Annotated in this window: 17 protein-coding genes and 1 pseudogene; 9 read left to right on the top strand and 9 right to left on the bottom strand. The window is 70.3% G+C overall.

The window, feature by feature from the left end; genetic code table 11:
* Positions 1-30: 30 nt before the first annotated feature.
* Positions 31-903: an NUDIX hydrolase gene (locus M1E25_RS10200; protein ID WP_251412943.1), complete on the top strand. Its 873-nt coding sequence runs from the start codon at positions 31-33 to the stop codon at positions 901-903.
* Positions 900-1,730, top strand: coding sequence for an MBL fold metallo-hydrolase (locus M1E25_RS10195; protein WP_251412940.1), 831 nt, complete (start codon positions 900-902; stop codon positions 1,728-1,730). Before M1E25_RS10200 ends, M1E25_RS10195 begins: the two co-directional genes overlap by 4 nt.
* Positions 1,731-2,076: 346 nt before the next feature.
* On the opposite strand, the gene M1E25_RS10190 is transcribed toward M1E25_RS10195, so the two are convergent.
* Complete coding sequence (locus M1E25_RS10190) at positions 2,077-2,751, bottom strand: Crp/Fnr family transcriptional regulator (protein ID WP_251412937.1); 675 nt, start codon at positions 2,749-2,751, stop codon at positions 2,077-2,079.
* Between the two features lie 224 nt (positions 2,752-2,975).
* Here M1E25_RS10190 and nth point away from each other — a divergent pair, with 224 nt between their 5' ends.
* The 3 genes from nth to M1E25_RS10175 are packed head-to-tail and all read left to right on the top strand — an operon-like array spanning position 2,976 to position 5,766.
* Positions 2,976-3,815 carry an endonuclease III gene (gene nth / locus M1E25_RS10185; RefSeq protein ID WP_372500553.1) on the top strand — a complete coding sequence of 280 codons (840 nt, stop codon included), beginning with the start codon at positions 2,976-2,978 and terminating at the stop codon, positions 3,813-3,815.
* A 25-nt stretch (positions 3,816-3,840) separates the two neighbouring features.
* Positions 3,841-4,554: an NUDIX hydrolase gene (locus M1E25_RS10180; RefSeq protein ID WP_251412935.1), complete on the top strand. Its 714-nt coding sequence runs from the start codon at positions 3,841-3,843 to the stop codon at positions 4,552-4,554.
* Between the two features lie 12 nt (positions 4,555-4,566).
* Entirely contained in the window at positions 4,567-5,766 is a 1,200-nt protein-coding gene (locus M1E25_RS10175) for a MarP family serine protease (RefSeq protein WP_251412932.1), read from the top strand.
* Positions 5,767-5,835: 69 nt separating this feature from the next.
* Here the strand turns inward: M1E25_RS10175 and M1E25_RS10170 are convergent, their stop codons facing one another.
* The 6 genes and pseudogenes from M1E25_RS10170 to M1E25_RS10145 form a co-directional block, all read right to left on the bottom strand.
* Positions 5,836-6,060, bottom strand: a complete 225-nt coding sequence (locus M1E25_RS10170) for a hypothetical protein (RefSeq protein ID WP_251412930.1) — start codon at positions 6,058-6,060, stop codon at positions 5,836-5,838.
* Positions 6,061-6,174: 114 nt separating this feature from the next.
* Positions 6,175-7,101, bottom strand: coding sequence for an alpha/beta fold hydrolase (locus M1E25_RS10165; RefSeq protein WP_251412927.1), 927 nt, complete (start codon positions 7,099-7,101; stop codon positions 6,175-6,177).
* 105 nt (positions 7,102-7,206) lie between these two features.
* The gene (locus tag M1E25_RS10160; protein ID WP_251412925.1) at positions 7,207-7,680 is read right to left on the bottom strand and encodes a phage holin family protein; all 474 of its coding nucleotides are present in this window, start codon (positions 7,678-7,680) and stop codon (positions 7,207-7,209) included.
* Between the two features lie 30 nt (positions 7,681-7,710).
* Positions 7,711-9,132, bottom strand: a complete 1,422-nt coding sequence (gene nhaA, locus M1E25_RS10155) for a Na+/H+ antiporter NhaA (protein ID WP_251412922.1) — start codon at positions 9,130-9,132, stop codon at positions 7,711-7,713.
* Between the two features lie 179 nt (positions 9,133-9,311).
* Complete coding sequence (acs, locus tag M1E25_RS10150) at positions 9,312-11,294, bottom strand: acetate--CoA ligase (protein WP_251412919.1); 1,983 nt, start codon at positions 11,292-11,294, stop codon at positions 9,312-9,314.
* A 181-nt stretch (positions 11,295-11,475) separates the two neighbouring features.
* Positions 11,476-12,987, bottom strand: a pseudogene (locus tag M1E25_RS10145) (SulP family inorganic anion transporter); the annotation flags it as partial.
* A 312-nt stretch (positions 12,988-13,299) separates the two neighbouring features.
* Between M1E25_RS10145 and M1E25_RS10140 the strand changes: the two are divergent.
* Entirely contained in the window at positions 13,300-14,580 is a 1,281-nt protein-coding gene (locus M1E25_RS10140; RefSeq protein ID WP_251413106.1) for a polysaccharide deacetylase family protein, read from the top strand.
* On the opposite strand, the gene M1E25_RS10135 is transcribed toward M1E25_RS10140, so the two are convergent.
* Positions 14,561-15,550, bottom strand: coding sequence for an ATP-binding protein (locus M1E25_RS10135; protein WP_251412913.1), 990 nt, complete (start codon positions 15,548-15,550; stop codon positions 14,561-14,563). The two genes, M1E25_RS10140 and M1E25_RS10135, sit on opposite strands and share 20 nt — an antisense overlap.
* Positions 15,551-15,650: 100 nt before the next feature.
* Here M1E25_RS10135 and M1E25_RS10130 point away from each other — a divergent pair, with 100 nt between their 5' ends.
* The gene (locus M1E25_RS10130; RefSeq protein WP_251412910.1) at positions 15,651-16,487 is read left to right on the top strand and encodes a Fic family protein; all 837 of its coding nucleotides are present in this window, start codon (positions 15,651-15,653) and stop codon (positions 16,485-16,487) included.
* A 331-nt stretch (positions 16,488-16,818) separates the two neighbouring features.
* Here M1E25_RS10130 and M1E25_RS10125 read toward each other — a convergent pair whose 3' ends face one another.
* Entirely contained in the window at positions 16,819-17,679 is an 861-nt protein-coding gene (locus M1E25_RS10125) for an HAD family hydrolase (RefSeq protein ID WP_251412907.1), read from the bottom strand.
* A 440-nt stretch (positions 17,680-18,119) separates the two neighbouring features.
* Between M1E25_RS10125 and ssd the strand changes: the two genes are divergently transcribed.
* Positions 18,120-19,226: a septum site-determining protein Ssd gene (gene ssd / locus M1E25_RS10120; RefSeq protein WP_251412904.1), complete on the top strand. Its 1,107-nt coding sequence runs from the start codon at positions 18,120-18,122 to the stop codon at positions 19,224-19,226.
* Positions 19,223-20,461 carry a TadA family conjugal transfer-associated ATPase gene (locus tag M1E25_RS10115; RefSeq protein ID WP_251412901.1) on the top strand — a complete coding sequence of 413 codons (1,239 nt, stop codon included), beginning with the start codon at positions 19,223-19,225 and terminating at the stop codon, positions 20,459-20,461. Before ssd ends, M1E25_RS10115 begins: the two co-directional genes overlap by 4 nt.
* The last annotated feature ends 77 nt before the right edge of the window (positions 20,462-20,538 follow it).

Genomic DNA, 20,538 nt, shown 5'->3' with positions numbered 1-20,538 from the left:
ATCGTCGCGAGAGCGCATAGCATCCCGGCCATGTCCACCAAGAATGGCCAGTGGTATCCGCCGGAGTGGCCCGACCGGATCCGTGCCCTCCAGAACGGCGAGCTGACGGTCGCCACCCCCCGCACCGCTTCGACCGTGCTGCTCCTGCGGGACTCCGCCGAGGGGCCGGCCGTGCACATGCTGCGCAGACGCGCCTCCATGGCATTCGCCGGAGGCGCGTACGCGTATCCGGGCGGGTCCGTCGACCCGCGCGACGAGCGTCCGGTGGCCTGGGCGGGTCCGTCGCTGGCCGAGTGGGCGGGCCTGCTCGGGGTCGAGGAGACGTCGGCCCAGGCCATCGTCTGTGCCGCGGTGCGCGAAACCTTCGAAGAGGCGGGGGTGCTCCTCGCCGGGCCGACCGCCGGGACCGTGGTCGACGACACCACCGGCGACGACTGGGAGGCCGACCGCGCCGCGCTCGTCGCCCGTGACGTGTCGTTCGCGGACTTCCTGGAGCGGCGGGGCCTCGTCCTCCGCAGCGATCTGCTGGCCTGCTGGGCGCGCTGGATCACGCCGGAGTTCGAACCCCGGCGCTACGACACCTGGTTCTTCGTGGCGGCCCTGCCCCCGGGGCAGCGGACCCGGAACGCCTCGACCGAGGCCGACCGCACCGTCTGGATCCGGCCCGCGGAGGCGGCGGCAGGATACGACCGCGGTGAGCTGCTGATGATGCCCCCGACCATCGCGACGCTGCGCCAGATGGAGCCGTACCGCAGCGCGGACGAGGCGCTCGGCGCCGCCGCAGGCCGTGACCTGTCGCCGGTGCTGGCGAACGCGGAGCTGAAGGACGGGCAGATCGTGCTCAGCTGGCCGGGACACCAGGAGTTCACCAGGTCGGTGCCGACCGGAGGCGCGCCGTCGTGACCCACGCATCGGCGCTTCCCGGCCGTCCGGGCCAGGGCCCCGTCGGCGGCCCGGCGACCGCACGGGCCGTATGCGTCCTCGCGCCCAATCCCTCGCCGATGACCCTCGACGGCACCAACACCTGGGTCCTCGCCGAGCCGGACTCGGACCTCGCCGTCGTCATCGACCCCGGGCCGCTCGACGAGGGCCACCTGCGGGAGGTCGCGGCCACCGCGGAGCGGGCGGGCAAGCGGGTCGCCCTGACCCTGCTCACTCACGGCCACGCCGACCACGCCGAGGGGGCGGCGCGGTTCGCCGAGTTGACGCGCACCGAGGTGCGGGCGCTCGACCCGGCGCTGCGCCTGGGGGACGAGGGGCTGGAGGCCGGCGACGTGATCACGGTCGGCGGTCTGGAGGTGCGGGTGGTCCCGACGCCGGGCCACACCTCCGACTCGCTGTCCTTCCACCTTCCGGCCGACCGGGCCGTGCTCACGGGCGACACCGTGCTCGGACGCGGCACCACGATGGTCGCCCACCCCGACGGCAGACTGGGCGACTACCTGGAATCCCTGCGGCGGCTGCGTTCGCTCACCGTTGACGACGGGGTGGACACGGTGCTGCCGGGCCACGGCCCCGTGCTGGCCGACGCGCGGGGCGCCGTGGAGTACTACCTGGCGCACCGGGCGAACCGGCTGGCCCAGGTCGAGACGGCCGTCGAGAGCGGTCTGGCCACGGCCGAGGAGGTCGTCGCGCACGTGTACGCCGACGTGGACCGGTCGCTGTGGCCCGCCGCCGAACTGTCGGTGCGTGCCCAGCTCGACTATCTGGTGGAGCACGGCCTGGTGTGAGGGTCCGGACGCGGCGCGCGATCGTTCCGGGGCCCGGGCGACCGGTCTGCCCGGGGGCATTGAGCTCCGCGTGGTCGGCAGCGCCGGCCTAGATGCTCGTAGGTCCCGGCCGTCAGGAGTTCTCGCGCCGGTCCGGGCGCCGGCCAGGGTTCGGTCCGGGCGATGCCCCTCTCCAGGCCGGAGCGGGCCCCGCCCGACGCCGTCGGTTCCGCGACCATGGGCCCGGCACCGGCCATGACACCGACGTCGCCGTGCGATCACGCGGCCCCCGGGGTTCCGGCGGCCATGCGACGGGGCCCCGCCGCAGCGGGACCCCGGGGGCATGCACTCGGCCGGACCGGCGGCCTCAGCGGGAGCGCTTGGCGAGCCGCTCGACGTCGAGCAGGATCACGGCGCGCGCCTCCAGGCGCAGCCAGCCGCGTCCGGCGAAGTCGGCGAGTGCCTTGTTGACGGTCTCCCGCGAGGCGCCGACCAGCTGTGCCAGTTCCTCCTGGGTGAGGTCGTGGACGACGTGGATGCCCTCCTCGGACTGCACGCCGAAGCGGCGCGACAGGTCCAGGAGCGCCTTGGCGACGCGGCCGGGGACGTCGGAGAAGACCAGGTCCGACATCGAGTCGTTGGTGCGGCGCAGGCGGCGGGCGATGGCGCGGAGCAGCGCGGTCGACACCTCGGGCCGGGCGTTGAGCCAGGGCTGGAGGTCGCCGTGGCCGAGGCCGAGGAGCTTGACCTCGGTGAGCGCGCTGGCCGTCGCCGTGCGCGGGCCCGGGTCGAAGAGCGACATCTCGCCGATGAGCTCACCCGGTCCGAGAACGGCCAGCATGTTCTCGCGGCCGTCGGGGGAGGTGCGGTGCAGTTTCACCTTTCCCTCGGTGACCACGTAGAGGCGGTCGCCGGGGTCCCCCTCGTGGAACAGGGTTTCGCCCCTGGCAAGCGTGGCCTCGGACATCGAGGCGCGCAGCTCGGCGGCCTGCTCGTCATCGAGCGCCGCGAACAGCGGGGCGCGCCGCAGAACGTCGTCCACGAGATCTCTCCTTGTCGACATGCTCAGAGGACCGTGGTCCCTATGATGCCGGACGGCAAAACTGTGTGATCAAACACAAGTGTGTCCTATCCCCGTCCCGAGCTGTACGGCAGGGGGCCGTTCCAGGTGCCGATTCTTGCAGTCGGGGCGGATGTCGGTCCCTGGCTTTACTCTGGCCGGGTGTCCAATTCGCCGGTGAGTACTCAGGGCAGGGGGCCTGACGGGTGACCGAGACCCGCAATTCCGCTGTGGGCGAACGGACGCCCGCAAAGAAACCAAAAGCGACAAAATCTGTCAAGTCGGAGTCGCGGCTCGCGCTTGTCCGCCGGGCCCGGAGGATCAATCGCGAGCTTGCCGAGTTGTATCCGTACGCCCACCCGGAGCTCGACTTCGAGAACCCGTTCCAGCTCCTCGTCGCGACGGTACTGTCCGCGCAGACGACCGATCTGCGGGTGAACCAGACGACGCCCGACCTGTTCGCCGTGTACCCGACGCCCGAGGACATGGCGGCGGCCGACCCGGAGGGGCTGGAGCAGATCATCCGCCCGACCGGCTTCTTCCGCGCCAAGGCCCGTTCACTCATCGGTCTGTCCGCTGCCCTGCGGGACCGGCACGGCGGAGAGGTGCCCGGGCGCCTCGAGGACCTGGTGAAGCTGCCGGGTGTGGGCCGCAAGACCGCCCATGTCGTCCTCGGCAACGCGTTCGGCGTGCCCGGCATCACCGTGGACACCCACTTCGGACGGCTGGTGCGGCGCTGGCGCTGGACGGACCAGGAGGACCCGGAGAAGGTCGAGGCGGAGATCTCCGCGCTCTTCCCGAAGAGCGAGTGGACGATGCTCTCCCACCGCGTGATCTTCCACGGCCGGCGCATCTGTCATGCCCGCAAGCCCGCCTGCGGCGCCTGCCCGATCGCCCCGCTGTGTCCCGCCTACGGCGAGGGGGAGACGGACCCGGACAAGGCTCGCAAACTTCTGAAGTACGAGATGGGTGGGGCTCCGGGCCAGCGGCTCAAGCCGCCGCCCGACTATCCGGGGGAGCCGGCTCCGCCGCTTGGAGCGGCATGAGCCCGGGCAGGGGAGGGGGGTGGCAATGACACGTGCACGCGAGGTGCACCCGAGACGCGTCGCCGTCAGCGAGCACGGCATCCCGCAGTGGCTGGGTCCTGTGGCCCGGGTGGCCAGGGATGTCGAACCTCAGCAGATCAGCCGGTTCCTGCCGCCGGAACGCGGAGGCCGGGCCGCAGCAGTCCTGGTCCTCTTCGGTGAGGGCGGCGAGGAAAGCGGTGACGGTACGGGCGAGCCGGAGCTGCTGCTCACCGAGCGATCGGGAAGCCTGCGCTCACACGCCGGTCAGCCGTCCTTCCCGGGCGGAGCGCTGGACCCGGAGGACGGCGATCCGACGGACGACGGCCCCCTGCGGGCCGCACTGCGCGAGGCGGAGGAGGAGACGGGTCTCGATCCGGCCGGCGTGCAGATTTTCGGAGTCCTGCCGCGCCTCTACATCCCGGTCAGCGAGTTCGTCGTCACACCGGTTCTCGGCTGGTGGCACTCCCCGAGCGCGGTCGCACCGGTGGATCCCGCCGAGACCGCCCGGGTGTTCACGGTGCCCGTCGCGGAGCTGACGGACCCGGAGAACCGGGCGACGAGCCTTCACCCGAGCGGCTACACGGGGCCCGCGTTCCTCGTCCGGGACGCTCTGGTGTGGGGGTTCACCGCGGGTGTGATCGACCGCATTCTGCACTTCTCGGGCTGGGAGCAGCCCTGGGACCGCAGCAGGCGCGTCCCGCTCGACTGGCGCGCGTGAGACGGTGTCCCGGTGAATCTGCTGGACATTGTGCTGCTCGTTGCGGCTGCGTGGTTCGCGGTCATCGGCTATCGCCAGGGGTTCGTCGTCGGCATCCTGTCGGTGACAGGCTTCCTCGGCGGCGGTCTCGTCGCCGTCCAACTCCTGCCCGTGCTGTGGGACCGGATCACCGGTGACGCTCCCCCCGGATACTTCGCAGCGGTCGGAGCCGTGGTCATCGTGATCGTCTGCGCCTCGGTGGGGCAGGCCATGACCACGCACCTCGGCAACAAGCTGCGCCGGTACATCACATGGTCCCCGGCCCGGGCGCTGGACGCCAGCGGGGGCGCCCTGGTGAATGTCGCCGCGATGCTGCTCGTCGCCTGGCTGATCGGTTCGGCACTCGCCGGAACGTCCATCCCGACCCTGGGCAAGGAGGTCCGCAACTCCCGCATCCTGCTGGGGGTTTCACAGGTCCTCCCGGCGAACGCCAACACCTGGTTCACGGACTTCACCTCGGCCCTCGCCCAGAACGGTTTCCCCCAGGTCTTCGCGCCCTTCGCGAACGAGCCCATCACCGACGTGCCAGCACCGGACCCGAAACTGGCCCGCAGCCCCGTTGCCAAGCGTGCACAGGCCAGCATCGTCAAGGTCATGGGAACCGCGCCGAGTTGTGGCAAGGTCCTCGAAGGCTCCGGATTCGTCTTCGACCGAAACCGGGTCATGACGAACGCGCACGTGGTGGGCGGCGTCGACGAACCCACCGTGCAGGTGGGCGGCAAGGGCCGGCTCCACGACGCCACTGTCGTGCTTTACGACTGGCAGCGCGACATCGCCGTGCTCGACGTCCCCTCACTCGACGCTCCAGCGCTCCGCTTCACCGGCACTGACGCCCGCACCGGCGCCGGTGCGATCGTCGCCGGCTTCCCGGAGAACGGGGCCTTCGACGTGCGGTCGGCCCGGATCCGGGGCCGAATCGAAGCCAGCGGGCCGGACATCTACCGCCAGGGCACGGTCCGCCGCGACGTCTACTCCCTCTACGCCACGGTCCGGCAGGGAAACTCCGGCGGGCCACTGCTCACCCCGGACGGCAAGGTGTACGGGGTGGTCTTCGCCAAGTCCCTCGACGACTCCAACACCGGCTACGCGCTGACCGCGGACGAGGTGTGGGACGACGTCGTCAAGGGACGTGCCGCCGACCGTCCGGTGGACAGCGAGGGCTGTGCCCTGTGAGGAGGCGGTGAGGCAGGCGGGACCACCGGTGACAACGGCGGGGGCGCCCGGCCCGGGGGCCGGTGCCCGTCAGCCCCGGGGGTGACGCAGCCGCGCGGACACCCAGCGGGCCCGGCGACGCAGGATCAGGGGGATGCCGAGTCTCGGATCGATCCCGTTGAGCCCGTCGCGGCCGGCCGCGGACTGGGCTCCGGTGCTGCGCCCGCCGGTGCTGCGGCGTGGCCGTGCGGTGTCTTCGCGGGGGGCGAGCGAAGTGCCCCCGGCCTTCTCACGGTCGTCGTGCGTCCAACCCATACCCGGAGGTTTGCCCCGTGAAAGGGGTTGATAACCGCTGCGGATACGGCCAATCGGCCTATGCAGCGGGCAATTGGCGGCTTGTCGGGCTGTAGGCCGATGAGGTGCACCGGATCACCGGTCGGGTTCGGGATCCTTCAGCCAGTTGATGAGCTCCGACGAGAAGGCCACCGGGTCCTCCTCGTGGGGAAAGTGCCCCAGTCCGTCGAACAGCCGCCAGCGGTACGGGGCCTCGACGTACTCCCCCGACCCCGCCGCGCTGCGGGTGCGCATCACGGGATCGAGCGAGCCGTGCAGATGCAGCGTCGGTACCCGGACGGCCCGCTTCATGCGCCGGTTGAACTGCAAGCCGTCCGGCCGCGCCAGCGAACGCACCATCCAGCGGTACGGTTCGATCGAGCAGTGCGCGGTCGACGGAATGGTCATGGCGCGGCGGTACACGTCCACTACGTCGCTCGACGGAGGCTGGGGGCCCGACCAGTCGCGCAGCATCCGGCCCACCATCGCAGCCTGGTCCACCACCAGTTGACGCTCCGGCACCCACGGCCGCTGAAAACCCCAGATGTGGCTGCCGGCCGCGCTCTGCCGGACATCGCCGACCATCGCCGAGCGCCAGCGCCGCGGATGCGGCATCGAGGCGACCGCGAGACGGCGCACCAGCTTCGGGCGCATCACGGCCGCTGTCCAGGCCAGATAGCCGCCCAGATCGTGTCCGACCACAGCAGCGTCGGGCTCGCCCAGCGAACGGATCACACCGGTCACGTCGAGGGCGAGGTTGGCCGGGTCGTAACCGCGCGGGGTGCGGTCGCTGCCGCCGACGCCTCTCAGATCCATGGCAACGGCGCGGAAACCCGCGTCGGCGAGCGCCGTCAGCTGGTGCCGCCAGGCCCACCAGAACTGCGGGAAGCCGTGCAACAGCAGGACCAGGGGGCCGTCGCCGGCCTCGGCGATGTGGAAGCGGGCGCCGTTCGCGGCGACGTCCCGGTGCATCCAGGGCCCGTCGACTCGTACGACCGATCCGGAGGTGTCGGGGACCGTCATACGCCAGAGCCTGTCACATGTCGCGCTGCTTCGTTCGCCATCGGGGGCCCCAGCGCACCCGCACCCGCACCTCGTCGGGTGGCGGGCCGGGCATGTGTGCGCTGTTCAGCGGCGGGCTGCCGTGATGGCGCGCGTATCGCCGTTCAGCGCGCGGGTGTCCGCGCTCGCGGCGAGACGCGGGTGCGGCTTGACACCCTGCAGGACCGCGGCTGTCTCCCTCGCCGAGGCGATGCTCTTCTCCGGCGGCTTGACCTTCTTGAACTTGGCGACCGCGATCAGACCGAGGAGGGCCGCCAGCAGGAGATACGCACCGCCCACGATCAGGAAGGACCACGCCAGCCCCAGTCCCAGGTTGTGGATGCCGTACGCGGCGGCGAAGCTCAGCACCGGCAGCGCGAAGAGCGCCAGGATCCCCGCGGCCGTGATGGCGCCGCCTCCGATGCCGGCACGCTTCACGTCCTGCCGGAGTTCTGCCTTTGCCAGCGCGATCTCGTCGTGGACGAGTGCGGACAGTTCGGAGGTCGCGGAGGCGACCAACTGGCCCAGGCTGCGGCTGCCGTCCTGCTCGACTGTGCTCATCGGAGTCATCCCTCGTCTCTCTCGGCCGGACTACTCACCAGTCGGTTGCCCTCCAGATGATGCCGGACTGCGGCCTTTTCCGCTTCCGTCCGCGGCCGCCTCGGCGATCCTCCGGTGTTCGGCCGCCTTCGCCTCGAGACGGGCGGCCATGCGCAAGTGGTACTCGGGGTCGTCCTCCTCGTAGATGTCGGGGATGCCGTCCTCGTCCTCGTCCCGGTTCTCCTCCTCCCACAGACGCCGGTAGATGTTGTCGCGGCGTTTGAGCAGGATGCAGGCCAGTACGGCGGCCAGCAGCGAGGCGATCAGGACAGCGGCCTTGTCCTCTTCCACCAGTGCGGGTTTCCCGGGGAAGGCCAGCTCGGTGATGAGCAGGGAGACCGTGAACCCGATGCCGGCCAGGGTGGCGACGGCGAACACATCGGCCCAGGCGAGTTCCTTGTTGAGCTCGGCTCTGGTGAACCGGGCGGCGAGCCAGGATCCGCCGAATACGCCCACCATCTTGCCCACCACGAGTCCGACGACCACCCCGAGGGGCTCGGGCCGGGTGAAGACCGTGGCGACGGCGCCGCCGGACACCGACACGCCGGCTGCGAAGAGGGCGAACAGCGGCACGGCCACGCCCGCGGACAGGGGACGGACGAGATGCTCGATCCGCTCGCCCGGTGAGCGGTCCTCGCCGTCGCGGCGGGTGCAGCGCAGGAGCAGCCCCATGGCGACCCCGGCGACCGTGGCGTGCACGCCGCTCGCGTGCATCAGGGCCCAGATCACCAGTCCGAGCGGGACGTAGACGTACCAGCCGTGCACGCCCTTGCGGTGGAGGAACCAGAAGAGGACGAGGCCGGCGATCGACAGGCCCAGAGCGGCGAAGTGGATCTGTGACGTGAAGAACACCGCGATGATCAGGATCGCGCCCAGGTCGTCGACGACGGCCAGGGTCAGCAGGAAAGCGCGCAGCGACGCCGGCAGCGAGGTCCCGATCACGGCCAGCACGGCCAGGGCGAACGCGATGTCGGTGGCGGTCGGAACCGCCCATCCGCTCTGGTCGCCGCCTCCGGCCGCGTTGACGGCGACGGACAGCAGCGCGGGCACGGCCATGCCGCAGACCGCAGCGATCACCGGCAGGGCCGCTGCCTTGGGGTTGCGCAGTTCGCCGGCGACCAGTTCGCGCTTGAGCTCGATGCCCGCCACGAAGAAGAAGATCGTCAACAGCCCGTCGGTGGCCCACGACGCGACCGACAGGTTCAGGTGCAGGGCCCCGGGACCGAAGCGGAACGTGCTGACGTCCTCGTAGAAGCCGCTGAGCGGCGTGTTGGCGAAAACGAGGGCGGTAACGGCCGCCAGCAGTAGCAGAACACCGCCGACGGTCTCGGTCCGCAGGGCGTCGGCTACGAAGTTCCGCTCCGGAAGCGAGAGCCGTCCGAGGAAGACGGAAGAGCGGCGGGGCGAGGTCACGAAGGGGCCTCCTGCTGGTTTTGGATGCACGTGTCCTGTGTGCCGACCAGACTTCCCGGCGCGCCCTGTCTCGCCGCGATTGACCGCGACCCGGACCCAGCCTATCCGGAACCCCATGGGGACGCCCACCGTCCGGCGGCCGGGCGGTGGGCGCCCCCTCGCTGGTAGGAGCCGGCGGCTCAGTCCTCGCTCGAGGCGCCGGGCAGCTTGGCCTGGATGAGTTCCATGACCGAGGAGTCGGTGAGCGTCGTGACGTCGCCGAGCGTGCGGTTCTCCGCGACGTCGCGGAGGAGCCGGCGCATGATCTTGCCCGAACGGGTCTTGGGCAGCTCCGCCACCGGCAGGATCCGCTTGGGCTTGGCGATCGGGCCGAGTGCCTGGGCGACGTGGGCTCGCAGCTCCTCGACCAGCGCGGCGCTCTCCGCCTCGCCCGAGGCCTCCGCAGCAGCGCTGCCCCGCAGGATCACGAAGGCACAGATGGCCTGGGTGGTCTGCGGGTCGGTGGCCCCGACCACGGCGGCCTCGGCGACCTTCGGGTGCGAGACCAGGGCCGATTCCACCTCGGTCGTCGAGATGTTGTGCCCCGAGACCAGCATGACGTCGTCGACCCGGCCGAGCAGCCAGATGTCGCCGTCCGTGTCCTTCTTGGCGCCGTCGCCCGCGAAGTACCGGTTCTGGAAGCGCGACCAGTAGGTGTCGATGTAGCGCTGGTCGTCGCCCCAGATGGTGCGGAGCATCGACGGCCACGGCTCGGTGAGGACCAGGTAGCCGCCGGCGCCGTTCGGGACCTCGTTCGCATCGTCGTCGACGACTGTCGCGGCGATGCCCGGCAGGGGAATCTGTGCCGATCCCGGCTTGGTCGCGGTGACGCCCGGCAGGGGGGTGATCATGATGCCGCCGGTCTCGGTCTGCCACCAGGTGTCGACGACGGGGGTACGGTCCCCGCCGATGTGCTTCCGGTACCAGATCCAGGCCTCCGGATTGATCGGTTCACCGACCGAGCCGAGGACGCGCAGCGAGGAGAGGTCGAACTTGGCCGGGATGTCGTCGCCCCACTTCATGCAGGCGCGGATCGCGGTCGGGGCGGTGTACAGGAGCGTCACCCCGTATTTCTGGACGATCTCCCACCAGCGGCCCTGGTGGGGCGTGTCCGGGGTGCCCTCGTAGAGCACCTGGGTCGCACCGTTCGACAGAGGGCCGTAGACGATGTACGAGTGGCCGGTCACCCAGCCGACATCGGCCGTGCACCAGTAGACGTCCGACTCCGGCTTGAGGTCGAAGACCGCGTGGTGGGTGTACGAGACCTGGGTGAGGTAGCCGCCCGAGGTGTGCAGGATGCCCTTCGGCTTCCCGGTGGTGCCCGAGGTGTAGAGGATGAAGAGCGGGTGCTCGGCGTCGAATGCCTCGGGGGTGTGCTGCTCCGGCTGAGCGCCGACCAGCTCGTGCCACCACACGTCGCGTCCGTTGGTCCAGGCCGTGTCCTCCCCGGTCCGGCGGACGACGAGGACGCTGCGGACGTTCTCGGTGCCGGGCCTGGTCAGGGCCTCGTCGACGGCCGGCTTGAGCGCCGAGGGCTTGCCACGCCGGTAGCCGCCGTCGGCGGTGATGACGACTCGGGCGTCGGCGTCCTGGATCCGGGTGGCGAGAGCATCGGCGGAGAAGCCGCCGAACACCAGCGAGTGCGGTGCGCCGATGCGCGCGCACGCCAGCATCGACACGACGGCCTCGGGGATCATCGGCAGGTAGATCGCGACCCGGTCGCCGGCCTGCACGCCCAGCTCGGTCAGTGCGTTGGCGGCCTGGGAGACCTCACGCTGCAGTTCCGCGTACGTGATGCTGCGGGTGTCGCCGGGCTCCCCCTCGAAGTGGAGGGCGACCCGGTCGCCGAGACCGTTCTCGACGTGCCGGTCCACGCAGTTGTACGCGACGTTGAGCTTTCCGTCCGCGAACCACTTGGCGAAGGGAGGGTTGCTCCAGTCGAGAGTCTCGGCCGGTTCCGTGTCCCAGGTCAGCCTGCGGGCCTGCTCGGCCCAGAAGCCCAGCCGATCCGCCTTGGCCACCTCGTACGCTTCAGCGGTGACGTTCGCGTTTGCAGCCAGATCGGCGGGCGGTTCGAACCGCCGCTCCTCTTTGAGCAGGTTGGCGAGGCTTTCGTTGCTCACGACATCTCCCATTCCCAGGGTGTCCGTTGTGTCCCAGGCCATAGCTCATCAGCACATGGCACACCCTGACAAGAGCCGAAGGGGAGTATTGGTATAGACCTGTACGCGGTCCGGACGGTCCGGGGTGCCGGCGCCCGGCCAATCGCGGGCTCCCAGGTCAGGAACGGACGAGCTCCCGGAGATCCTCGTTGCCCGACAGCGACACCGTTCCCCCGAGCCGGGTATGGGTGCTGCTCCAGTGCTGCAGGGTCTCGTGGGCAGCGTGGTCGATGAACCATCCGTGCAGTTCGACGAGCACGTGGGCCCCTTCCGGGACCTGTGCCAGCGCCCTGCTGAGTCGTGGCACCGCGAGGAACGTCAGCTGGCCGTGGACCCGCACCCGGTACGCGTCGTCCTCGCTCTGCTCCACACCGATGCGGGTGTGTGCCAGCCGGTGCAGGGCTACCGCCACGGCGACGAGGATCCCGATGCCGACGCCTTCCAGCACCCCGAACAGGACGACGCCGGCGACCGTGGCGGCGTACACCGGGGCCTCGCGATGGCGCACCACGTTCCGCACGTGACGGATGTTGACCATCTGGATGCCCACCGCCATCACCAGGGCGGCGAGCACGGCAAGGGGGATCAGCTCCAGGGCCCCGATCAGCAACCCCGCGGCAAGGATCATCCAGACCCCGTGCATGACGGTCGAGGCGCGGCTCACGGCGCCTGCCGCAACGTTCGCCGTGCTGCGCACCGCCACCCCGGTCACCGGGAGCCCGCCCAGCAGGCCGGAGACGATGTTGCCCGCACCCTGGCCGCGCAGTTCCCGGTCGAGGTCGGCGCGGGGCACCGGGATCTCGGAGGCCCCCGGCCGGGCGGCGGCGAGTTTGTCGACCGCGACGGCGGACAGCAGCGACTCCACCCCCGCCACCAGCGTGACCGTGAGCACGGCCGCGATCAGGCCCAGGACGGGTCCGTCAGGAGCTTCGGGGAGGGCGTGGCTGCGCCAGGACGGCAGGTCGACCCGGGGTAGCTCCAGCCCCGTGAGTACGGCGACCCCGGCTGCGACGACGACGGCGACGAGTGCCGCGGGAGCCTTCCGGAGGCGCGGCAGCCGGCCCCTGGACAGCTGGGGCCAGAGCAGCAGGACGCCCACGGTCAGCAGGCCGACGGACACTGCGGCGAGGTCCGGGTCTGCCAACTGCCCCGGTAGCGCCAGGGCGTTGGCGGTCGCAGAGCTCTCGGGCCTGCCACCGAGCACGATGTGGAGTTGTGCGAGTGCGATTGTGATCCCGATGCCGGACAGCATGCCGTGGACGATCGCGGGGCTGACGGCCAGTGCCGAGCGGGCCACCCGTAGAAAGCCCAGTGCGAGTTGAACGACTCCCGCGGCCACCACGAGCGCGCAGGTCGTACGCCAGCCGTACTGGTTGATCAAGTCTGCCGTGATCACCGTCAGCCCCGCGGCCGGCCCGCTGACCTGGAGCGGGGCGCCGCCCAGCAGGCCGACGACGATTCCGCCGACGGCGGCGGCGACCAGGCCCGCCTGGAGCGGGGCACCCGTGGCCAGGGCGATGCCGAGCGACAGCGGCAGCGCGATGAGGAAGACCGTGACGGACGCGGTCAGGTCGGCGGACCGTGCGGGGAGTCGCAGGTGCCGGTGTTGCCGGACCTCGGGGTTCTTGCCGGGCGGGGTGGTGGGGGCGGTCATGGTTCCCGTCTTCCGGTCGGCGCGGCCGCGCGGCGGCGGTCGTGGGCTCGGGTTCTGCGGCGGGTACGGCAAGGCCCTTTGTGGGGCTCGGGAGGCTCCGGGTGGGCCGAAGAATCTCAAGTCTCGGCAAATGAATCGTAATGCAAGGTAAAGGTGTGAAGTGTGTTCGGCGCCGCATTCCTCTTGCTCTTGTGGCAAATGAGTGAATATCAATATTTAACAGCTTGTCGTACTTATCTGAACCCGGTCTCGTGCGACGTTGACGGCACGCCTGCGAGCGCCGTCCCTGCGCGGCGAGAATCGGGAGGTGGGCTGATGGCAGCCTCGTTGAGAGCGACGGTGCCCGTCGTTGCGGCGGCGGTTCTGATCGGTGTCGCCGGTTGTTCGACCGGAACGGCCACGAAGTCCGGTGCCGGTCAGAAGGATTCGGCACCACGTCAGAAGGGTGGAGCGGCCGCACCGGTGAGACTCATCGGTGACGGCTCGACCGCATTCACCGGAGCGCAGCCGAACCAGCCGGCGGTCAAGCGGATGCAACCGGGCCAACGGCCGCCCCAGTTCGTCGTGTTCTCCTGGGACGGAGCCGGGGAGGACGGACAGAGGCTCTTCTCGCACTTCCGTGAGGTGGGCCGCAAGTACGACGCGAGGATGACCTACTTCCTCAGCGGCGTGTACATGTTGCCCGCGGACAAGCGCGACCTCTATCACCCGCCGCTGCACGCTCCCGGCGCCTCCGACATCGGTTTCAACGATGTCGAGGGCATCAGGGCCACTCTCGAGCAGATTCGCGGGGCCTGGCAGGAGGGCAACGAGATCGGCACCCACTTCAACGGCCACTTCTGCGGCCCCGACCGGGGGGTCGGCACCTGGTCGACGGAGGACTGGGTGGACGAGATCGAGCAGGCCGAAGCGTTCGTGAAGAGCTGGAAGACGAACGCCGGACTGGAGGCGGAACCGCCCCTGCCGTTCGACTACAGCAAGGAGTTGGTCGGCGGCCGGGCCCCGTGCCTGGAGGGCCAGCGGAACCTGATCCCCGCCGCCAAGGCCATGGGGTTCCGCTACGACGCCAGTTCCTCCGGCGGCCTCCAGGTCTGGCCGGACAGGATCGACGGGATCTGGGACTTCCCGCTGCAGCAGATCCCGGTCCCGGGCAGGGCGTTCGAGACGCTGTCGATGGACTACAACTTCCTGGCCAACCAGTCCGGGACCACACAGGGCGACCCCTCCCGGCACGAGGCCTGGGGGCGTCAGATGCGCGACGGTCTGCTGGCCGCGTTCGACCGCGCCTACAACGGGAACCGGGCACCGCTGTTCATCGGCAACCACTTCGAGTCGTGGAACGGCGGAACGTACATGCGCGCGGTCGAGGACACCATCAAGACCGTATGCCCCAGGGAGGGCGTGCACTGCGTGACCTTCAAGCAGTTGACCGACTGGCTCGATGCCCAGGACCCCGAAGTGCTGACCGGACTGCGCACGTTGGGCGTGGGTGAATCGCCCAAGGATGGCTGGACGGCGCTCATGAACGGCGCCTCGTCCGCGACTTCCTCTGCGCCTCCCTCCGGGGCTTCCGTCAGACGGTCTGCGGGATAGCCGAACCCTCGTGCAGCACGAAGCCGGGGTCGATCTGCCGGGCCAGGTCGATCCCGGTCCGCGCGTTCCCCCAACTCTCCGCGTTCTTGCAGTGGAACTCCACCATCTGGCGTGTGTAGCGGGCCCAGTCGCGCCGCTCGTACGAGGCGTCCGCTGCGTCGTGAAGTCTGCGCAGGGCAGCCCGGTTGGGCCCCTCGAGCGAAGCGAAACGCTGGACGCGGCCCTTCTCCGCCGACCGGACCCAGTCGGACTGGCCGACGGTCACGAGCAGATCGTCCCCGATCTCGCTGCGCAGGTACGCGAGGTCGTCGGCGTTGTGCACCTTGTTCCCCACGACGCGCAGTTCGACGTCGAAGTCGCGGGCGTAATCCTTGTACTGGCGGTACACGGCGATGCCCTTGCGCGTCGGCTCCGCGACCAGGAACGTCATGTCGAAGCGGGTGAACATGCCTGAGGCGAAGGAGTCGGAACCGGCGGTCATGTCGACGACGACGTATTCGTGCCGACCGTCGACAAGGTGGTTGAGGCAGAGTTCGACGGCGCCGACCTTCGAGTGGTAACAGGCGACGCCGAGGTCCGACTCCGTGAACGGGCCGGTGACCATGAGCGGGACCGGTACGCCGGTCTCGAGGTGCACCGGACGCGCGCAGGCGGCGTAGACGGGGTTGTTCTCCACCACGCGCAGCAGACGGGAACCCGTGCCGGGCGGAGTGGTCTTGATCATGTCCTCGGCGGACTCGATCCGCGGGTTCGTGCCGCGCAGGTACTCCTTGATCAGGGGCAGGTTCGCCCCGAGCGTGGGCAGCCCGGCAGCCTCCTGCTCATCGAGGCCCAGGGCGGGGCCCAGGTGCTGGTTGATGTCCGCGTCCACCGCGATCACAGGGACAGCGGCTGCGGCGAGATGGCGGATGAAGAGCGAGGACAGCGTGGTCTTGCCGCTGCCGCCCTTGCCGACGAAAGCGATCTTCATGTTCACCAAGAGTAGCGTTCGGCCACTCCGGGTGAGTGTTCGCGTGAAGAAGACCACTCCAACGAGGGGTGGGGGCCGGGGAGTGCGTAGGGTCGTACTCATGGGTATGAAAGCCGATCCGCTGGCCGCTCTGAGCGAGCTGCCCGGCGTCGCGGACGCCGTGGACTCCGTACGCAAGGCCGTGGACCGTGCCTACGGTCACCGTGTGATGCGCCGCCGCAGCGCAGAGGTCACCTCCGAGGCGGCGCTGCGCGGTGCGCGAGGGACCGCGGCGCTGGCGGGGGCGGACTGGTCCCTCGAAGAGGTCCGCAGGCGCAGTGATTTCGGTGTGGAGGGCGAACCACGGACCGTGGGGGCCGCGCTGCGGCTGACCGCCGAGGCCGGCCAACTGCTCAGCGTCTGGCGGCAGTCGCCGTTGCGGGTGCTGGCCCGGTTCCATCTGGTGGCGGCCGGCGGTGCCGGAGCGGACGCGACGGTCGGACGCCCCAGGCTCGGCGCCGAGCCGGCTGACGAGCCACTGCCCGAGATCGCCTCGGCGCTCGGTCCGGTGCCGGGGGCGGAGGAGGTGGCGGGACGGCTCGAGGGTCTGGCCGACCTGCTGTCGGCGGAGAGCAGTGCGCCGGCACTGGTCACCGCTGCCGTGGTGCACGGAGAACTGCTTGCGCTCAGGCCGTTCGGTTCGTACAACGGCCTCGTCGCCCGGGCCGCCGAGCGGATCGTGCTCGTGGGCAGCGGACTCGACCCCAAGTCGATCTGCCCGGCCGAAGTGGGTCACGCAGAACTCGGCAAGGCCGACTACGCCGCCGCCCTGCAGGGTTACGTCTCGGCGACCCCCGAGGGCGTCGCGCGGTGGATCGCGCACTGCGGGCGGGCGGTCGAACTCGGTGTCCGGGAGACGACGGCGGTATGTGAGGCCCTGCAGCGCGGCGCTGCTTAGAGCGGGCGGTTCGTGACGGTTCGCGGTTTCCGGGACCGTCGGACAGAAGTGCGGCGGTACCGGCTCGCGGTACCGCCGCTGGCACGTTCACCGGGTTACCAGGCGTGCACAGGAGTTGCCGATCAGGTCGGTACTTTGCCGTCCCTGGTGCGGCAGGCCCGTATTCGACGGGTCGGCGTCGCGTGGGTGCCCGGTGTTCGTGCACGGTCCGTGGGGCCTTGGTGCGTCGGGGGCGTCCTCACGGATGTCCCTGGTCTCGCGGGCCGTCAATTCATTTCTACTCCTGGGGCCGGACAAGCGGAAGTCTTCGGTTCCGCTTCTGTGCCGTCCGTCAGAGGCGGGCCAGGACGGAACGCCGCCGGTTGGCGTACCAGACGAGCCCGGCTGCAGCCACCGCCCCCGCCGCCGCTGCCGCGATCAGCGCAGTTCCCGAAGGCACGCCCGGCCTGTCGGCCCAGGTCGGTATCCGCAGGGACGCCACGCGCTTCTTCAACTGCACGGGGCGGTCGAAGGACAGGACGGGCCACTGGCGTTTGGCGGCTTCCCTGCGCAGCGCCCGGCTCGGGTTCACCGCGTGCGGGTGTCCGACTGTCTCCAGCATCGGAATGTCGGTGGCCGAGTCGCTGTAGGCGTAGCAGCGCGAGAGGTCGTAGCCCTCCGACTCGGCCAGGGCGACGACGGCGTCGGCCTTGGTCTGACCGTAGGCGTAGTACTCGATCTCCCCTGTGAAGTGGCCGTTCTCCACCACCATGCGCGTGGCGACGACGCGGTCGGCACCCAGGAGTTCGCCGATCGGCTCGACCACCTCTGCGCCGGAGGTGCTGACGATCACCACGTCGCGGCCGGCCAGGTGGTGTTCCTCGATGAGGGAGGCGGCCTCGTCGTAGATGAGGGGGTCGATCAGGTCGTGCAGCGCCTCCGCCACTATCTCCCGCACCTGCTGGACGTTCCAGCCCCGGCACAGTGCGGAGAGGTACGCGCGCATTCGCTCGATCTGCTCGTGGTCGGCTCCGCCCGCGAGGAAGATGAACTGCACATAGGCGCTGCGGAGTACGGCTCGGCGGTTGATCAGGCCGCCTCGGTAGAAGGACTTGCTGAAGGTGAGAGCGCTCGACTTCGCAATCACTGTCTTGTCGAGATCGAAGAAGGCGGCTGTGCGCGGCAAGGAGTGGTTTTCCACGGGGTTGAGCATAGGCGCCCACCATTCGGCGTAAGCTGGGGCGTGTGGGTTTGCCTGAGAAGGCTCTCGGGTACACCATGGAAGTCACGGATCGTTCGCGACCGTGCTAACCCGGTCCGGCTCCTCCCCCCCGAGTCGGCCGTGGGGACGACCCCCGCTCTCCCCCCCGGCGGGGGTCGTCGCATGTCCGGACGCGTTTTCCCGGGTGCGTTCAAGTCCCCCTTCTCTTGCTGAGTTCCGTGCAGATGTCCGTGCATACAAGAGTGGACATCACTCTCCGTAATCGCAAGGTTTCGTTGCGAATGTCGCCGCTATGGGTGACCGAGATATTCACAACCCACGAGTTGTCCACAGTTTCAGATCAAGATCCACACGACTTTCCGGATCGCTGCACGGTGATTGCCCGCGATGTTCGCGGATGCGAGAACGAGTGTCGAGAAGGGAAGTGGATCGTGACGGGAGTCATCACGTCGGATCACGTGCCGGAACAGGCGCGGCAGCCCGGGCCTCTGATCATCACTGAGGACGACGTCCTGCTGGACGACTTGCTGCGGCTCAGTGCCGCCGCGGGCACGGAACCCGAGGTCGCCTACGGTGCACCGGGCCGGGCGAGCTGGGACGGGGCGCCGCTCGTCCTGGTCGGTGACGATGTCGCCGCCCGCCTGCAGGGAGCCCTCCGGCGCCGCCGCGGTGTGCTGCTGGTCGGCCGGGATCTCGACGACCACGGCATCTGGCAGCGAGCCGTCGGTATGGGTGCGGACAACGTTCTCTTCCTGCCCGACGCCGAGACCTGGCTCGTAGACCGGATCGCCGATGTCGCGGAAGGCGTGGGCCGGCAGGCTCTGACGGTCGGAGTGATCGGCGGAACCGGAGGGGCCGGCGCCAGCACGCTGGCCTGCGCGCTCGCCCTGGCCGCTGCACGCTCCGGCGAACGCACGATGCTCATCGACGCCGACCCGCTCGGCGGCGGTCTGGACGTACTCCTGGGCGGCGAGTCGGCGGCCGGGCTCAGATGGCCGGCGTTCGCGGATTCCCGCGGACGGGTCGGGGGCGGCGCGCTGGAGGAGTCGCTGCCGGAACTGCACGAGATGCGCCTCCTGAGCTGGGACCGGGGGGACGTGACGTCGATTCCGCCGGAGGCGATGCGCTCGGTCCTGGCGGCCGCTCGCCGCCGGGGCGGTGTTGTGGTCGTCGATCTTCCCCGGCGAAACGATGCCACCGTCACAGAGGCTCTGCTGCAGTTGGACGTCGGACTGTTGGTCGTTCCCGGAGAGCTGCGTGCAGTGGCCGCAGCCCAGCGCGTCGCCTCCACACTGGCGCTGGTCCTGAGGGACCTGCGTGCCGTCGTCCGGGGGCCCTGTACGGCCGGGCTGCGTGATACGGAGATCGCGCGCCTGATGGGACTGCCGCTGGCGGGAGCCCTGCCGTCGGACGCTGCGCTGACCGGGCGTCCCGTTGGTAACACCCCGCCGGGCGGCAGCGAACGAGGTCCGCTGGCCCGGTTCTGCGCCGAGTTCTGGGAGCGGACTCTCTCCCGGGGCGAGGGGGTGGCCTCGTGACGGGGCACGGCACTGCCACCGAATCGCTGCTGGAAGCGGTGCGGTTGAGGCTGGCGGAAACCGGGGCCGAGCCGACCCCTGCTCGGGTCGCCGCAGTTCTGCGGGAGCAAGGCAGGCTCCTCGGGGACACCGAGATGCTCGGGGTGGTCACGGCCCTGAGGTCCGAACTGGTGGGCAGCGGGCCGCTGGAGCGGCTTCTTGCCGACCCGGAGGTCACCGACGTGCTGGTGAGTGCTCCCGACCAGGTGTGGGTGGACCGGGGGACCGGCCTCGAGCGGACGGACGTGGTCTTCCCCGATGCCGCAGCAGTCCGACGCCTGGCGCAGCGTCTGGCGGGCGTCGCCGGGCGCCGACTCGACGACGCCCGCCCGTGGGTGGACGCTCGGCTCCCCGACGGCACGCGGCTGCATGCCGTCCTGCCTCCGGTGGCGGTCGGATCGGCCTGCCTGTCGCTGCGGGTCGTGCGGCCGAAGGCGTTCCGGCTGGACGAACTCGTGGTGGTCGGCACTCTGCCGCCCGGTGGAGCGGAACTCATGGCAGCGATCATGGATGCCCGGTTGTCGTTCCTGATCAGCGGAGGTACCGGGACCGGGAAGACGACACTCCTGAGCAGCATGCTCGGGCTGGTCGGTGCCGGGGAGCGGATCGTTCTGGCGGAGGACTCCGCCGAGTTGCGGCCCGATCATCCGCACGTGGTTCGGCTCGAGGCGCGTCCGCCGAACCAGGAGGGCACCGGCAGGGTCACTCTGCGGGACCTCGTCCGTCAGGGGCTCCGGATGAGGCCGGACCGGCTGGTGGTCGGCGAGGTGCGCGGCGAAGAGGTCACGGATCTGCTCGCCGCGCTCAACACCGGACACGAAGGCGGGTGCGGAACCGTGCATGCCAACGCGGCGGCGCATGTTCCCGCGCGGCTCGAGGCGCTGGCATCCACCGCGGGTCTCGACCGGGCCGCGTTGCACAGCCAGTTGGCTGCCGCTCTCTCCTTGGTCGTCCACCTGGTGAGAGACCGTTCCGGGGCGCGCAGGGTCGCCGAGATCCATGTGCTCGAACGGAGCGACGCCGGTCTGGTCTGTACCGTTCCGGCAGTGGTCCGGTCCGCCGACGGCTTCCGGCGGGCGCGTGGCTGGGAACAGCTTGGACGCATGCTGGCGGCGTCGGGTTCCGCCGTGCGGCCGGCAGTCACGGTGGCGGCCGAGACATCTGCCGGGCCTGCAGGTCGGCGAGGCGGGTCGTGAGCGCCGCGGCAGATCCGTTCCAGGGATGGACGCCGGTTCACTCCGCAGTCGCCTGTGTCGGGGCGGCGGTCCTGCTG

The organism is Streptomyces meridianus, from assembly GCF_023703325.1.
GTDB lineage: Bacteria > Actinomycetota > Actinomycetes > Streptomycetales > Streptomycetaceae > Streptomyces > Streptomyces meridianus.
The sequence above is the reverse complement of the archived record's forward strand: the minus strand, read 5'-3'. Positions and strand labels throughout refer to the sequence as shown.

Excerpts from the sequence above, each read along its gene's own strand:
- M1E25_RS10200 (WP_251412943.1), top strand. The coding sequence starts at position 31 with ATGTCCACCAAGAATGGCCAGTGGTATCCGCCGGAGTGGCCCGACCGG.
- M1E25_RS10180 (WP_251412935.1), top strand. The coding sequence starts at position 3,841 with ATGACACGTGCACGCGAGGTGCACCCGAGACGCGTCGCCGTCAGCGAG.
- M1E25_RS10170 (WP_251412930.1), bottom strand. The coding sequence starts at position 6,060 with ATGGGTTGGACGCACGACGACCGTGAGAAGGCCGGGGGCACTTCGCTC.
- M1E25_RS10165 (WP_251412927.1), bottom strand. The coding sequence starts at position 7,101 with ATGACGGTCCCCGACACCTCCGGATCGGTCGTACGAGTCGACGGGCCC.
- M1E25_RS10160 (WP_251412925.1), bottom strand. The coding sequence starts at position 7,680 with ATGAGCACAGTCGAGCAGGACGGCAGCCGCAGCCTGGGCCAGTTGGTC.
- M1E25_RS10135 (WP_251412913.1), bottom strand. The coding sequence starts at position 15,550 with ATGAAGATCGCTTTCGTCGGCAAGGGCGGCAGCGGCAAGACCACGCTG.
- M1E25_RS10130 (WP_251412910.1), top strand. The coding sequence starts at position 15,651 with ATGGGTATGAAAGCCGATCCGCTGGCCGCTCTGAGCGAGCTGCCCGGC.
- M1E25_RS10125 (WP_251412907.1), bottom strand. The coding sequence starts at position 17,679 with ATGCTCAACCCCGTGGAAAACCACTCCTTGCCGCGCACAGCCGCCTTC.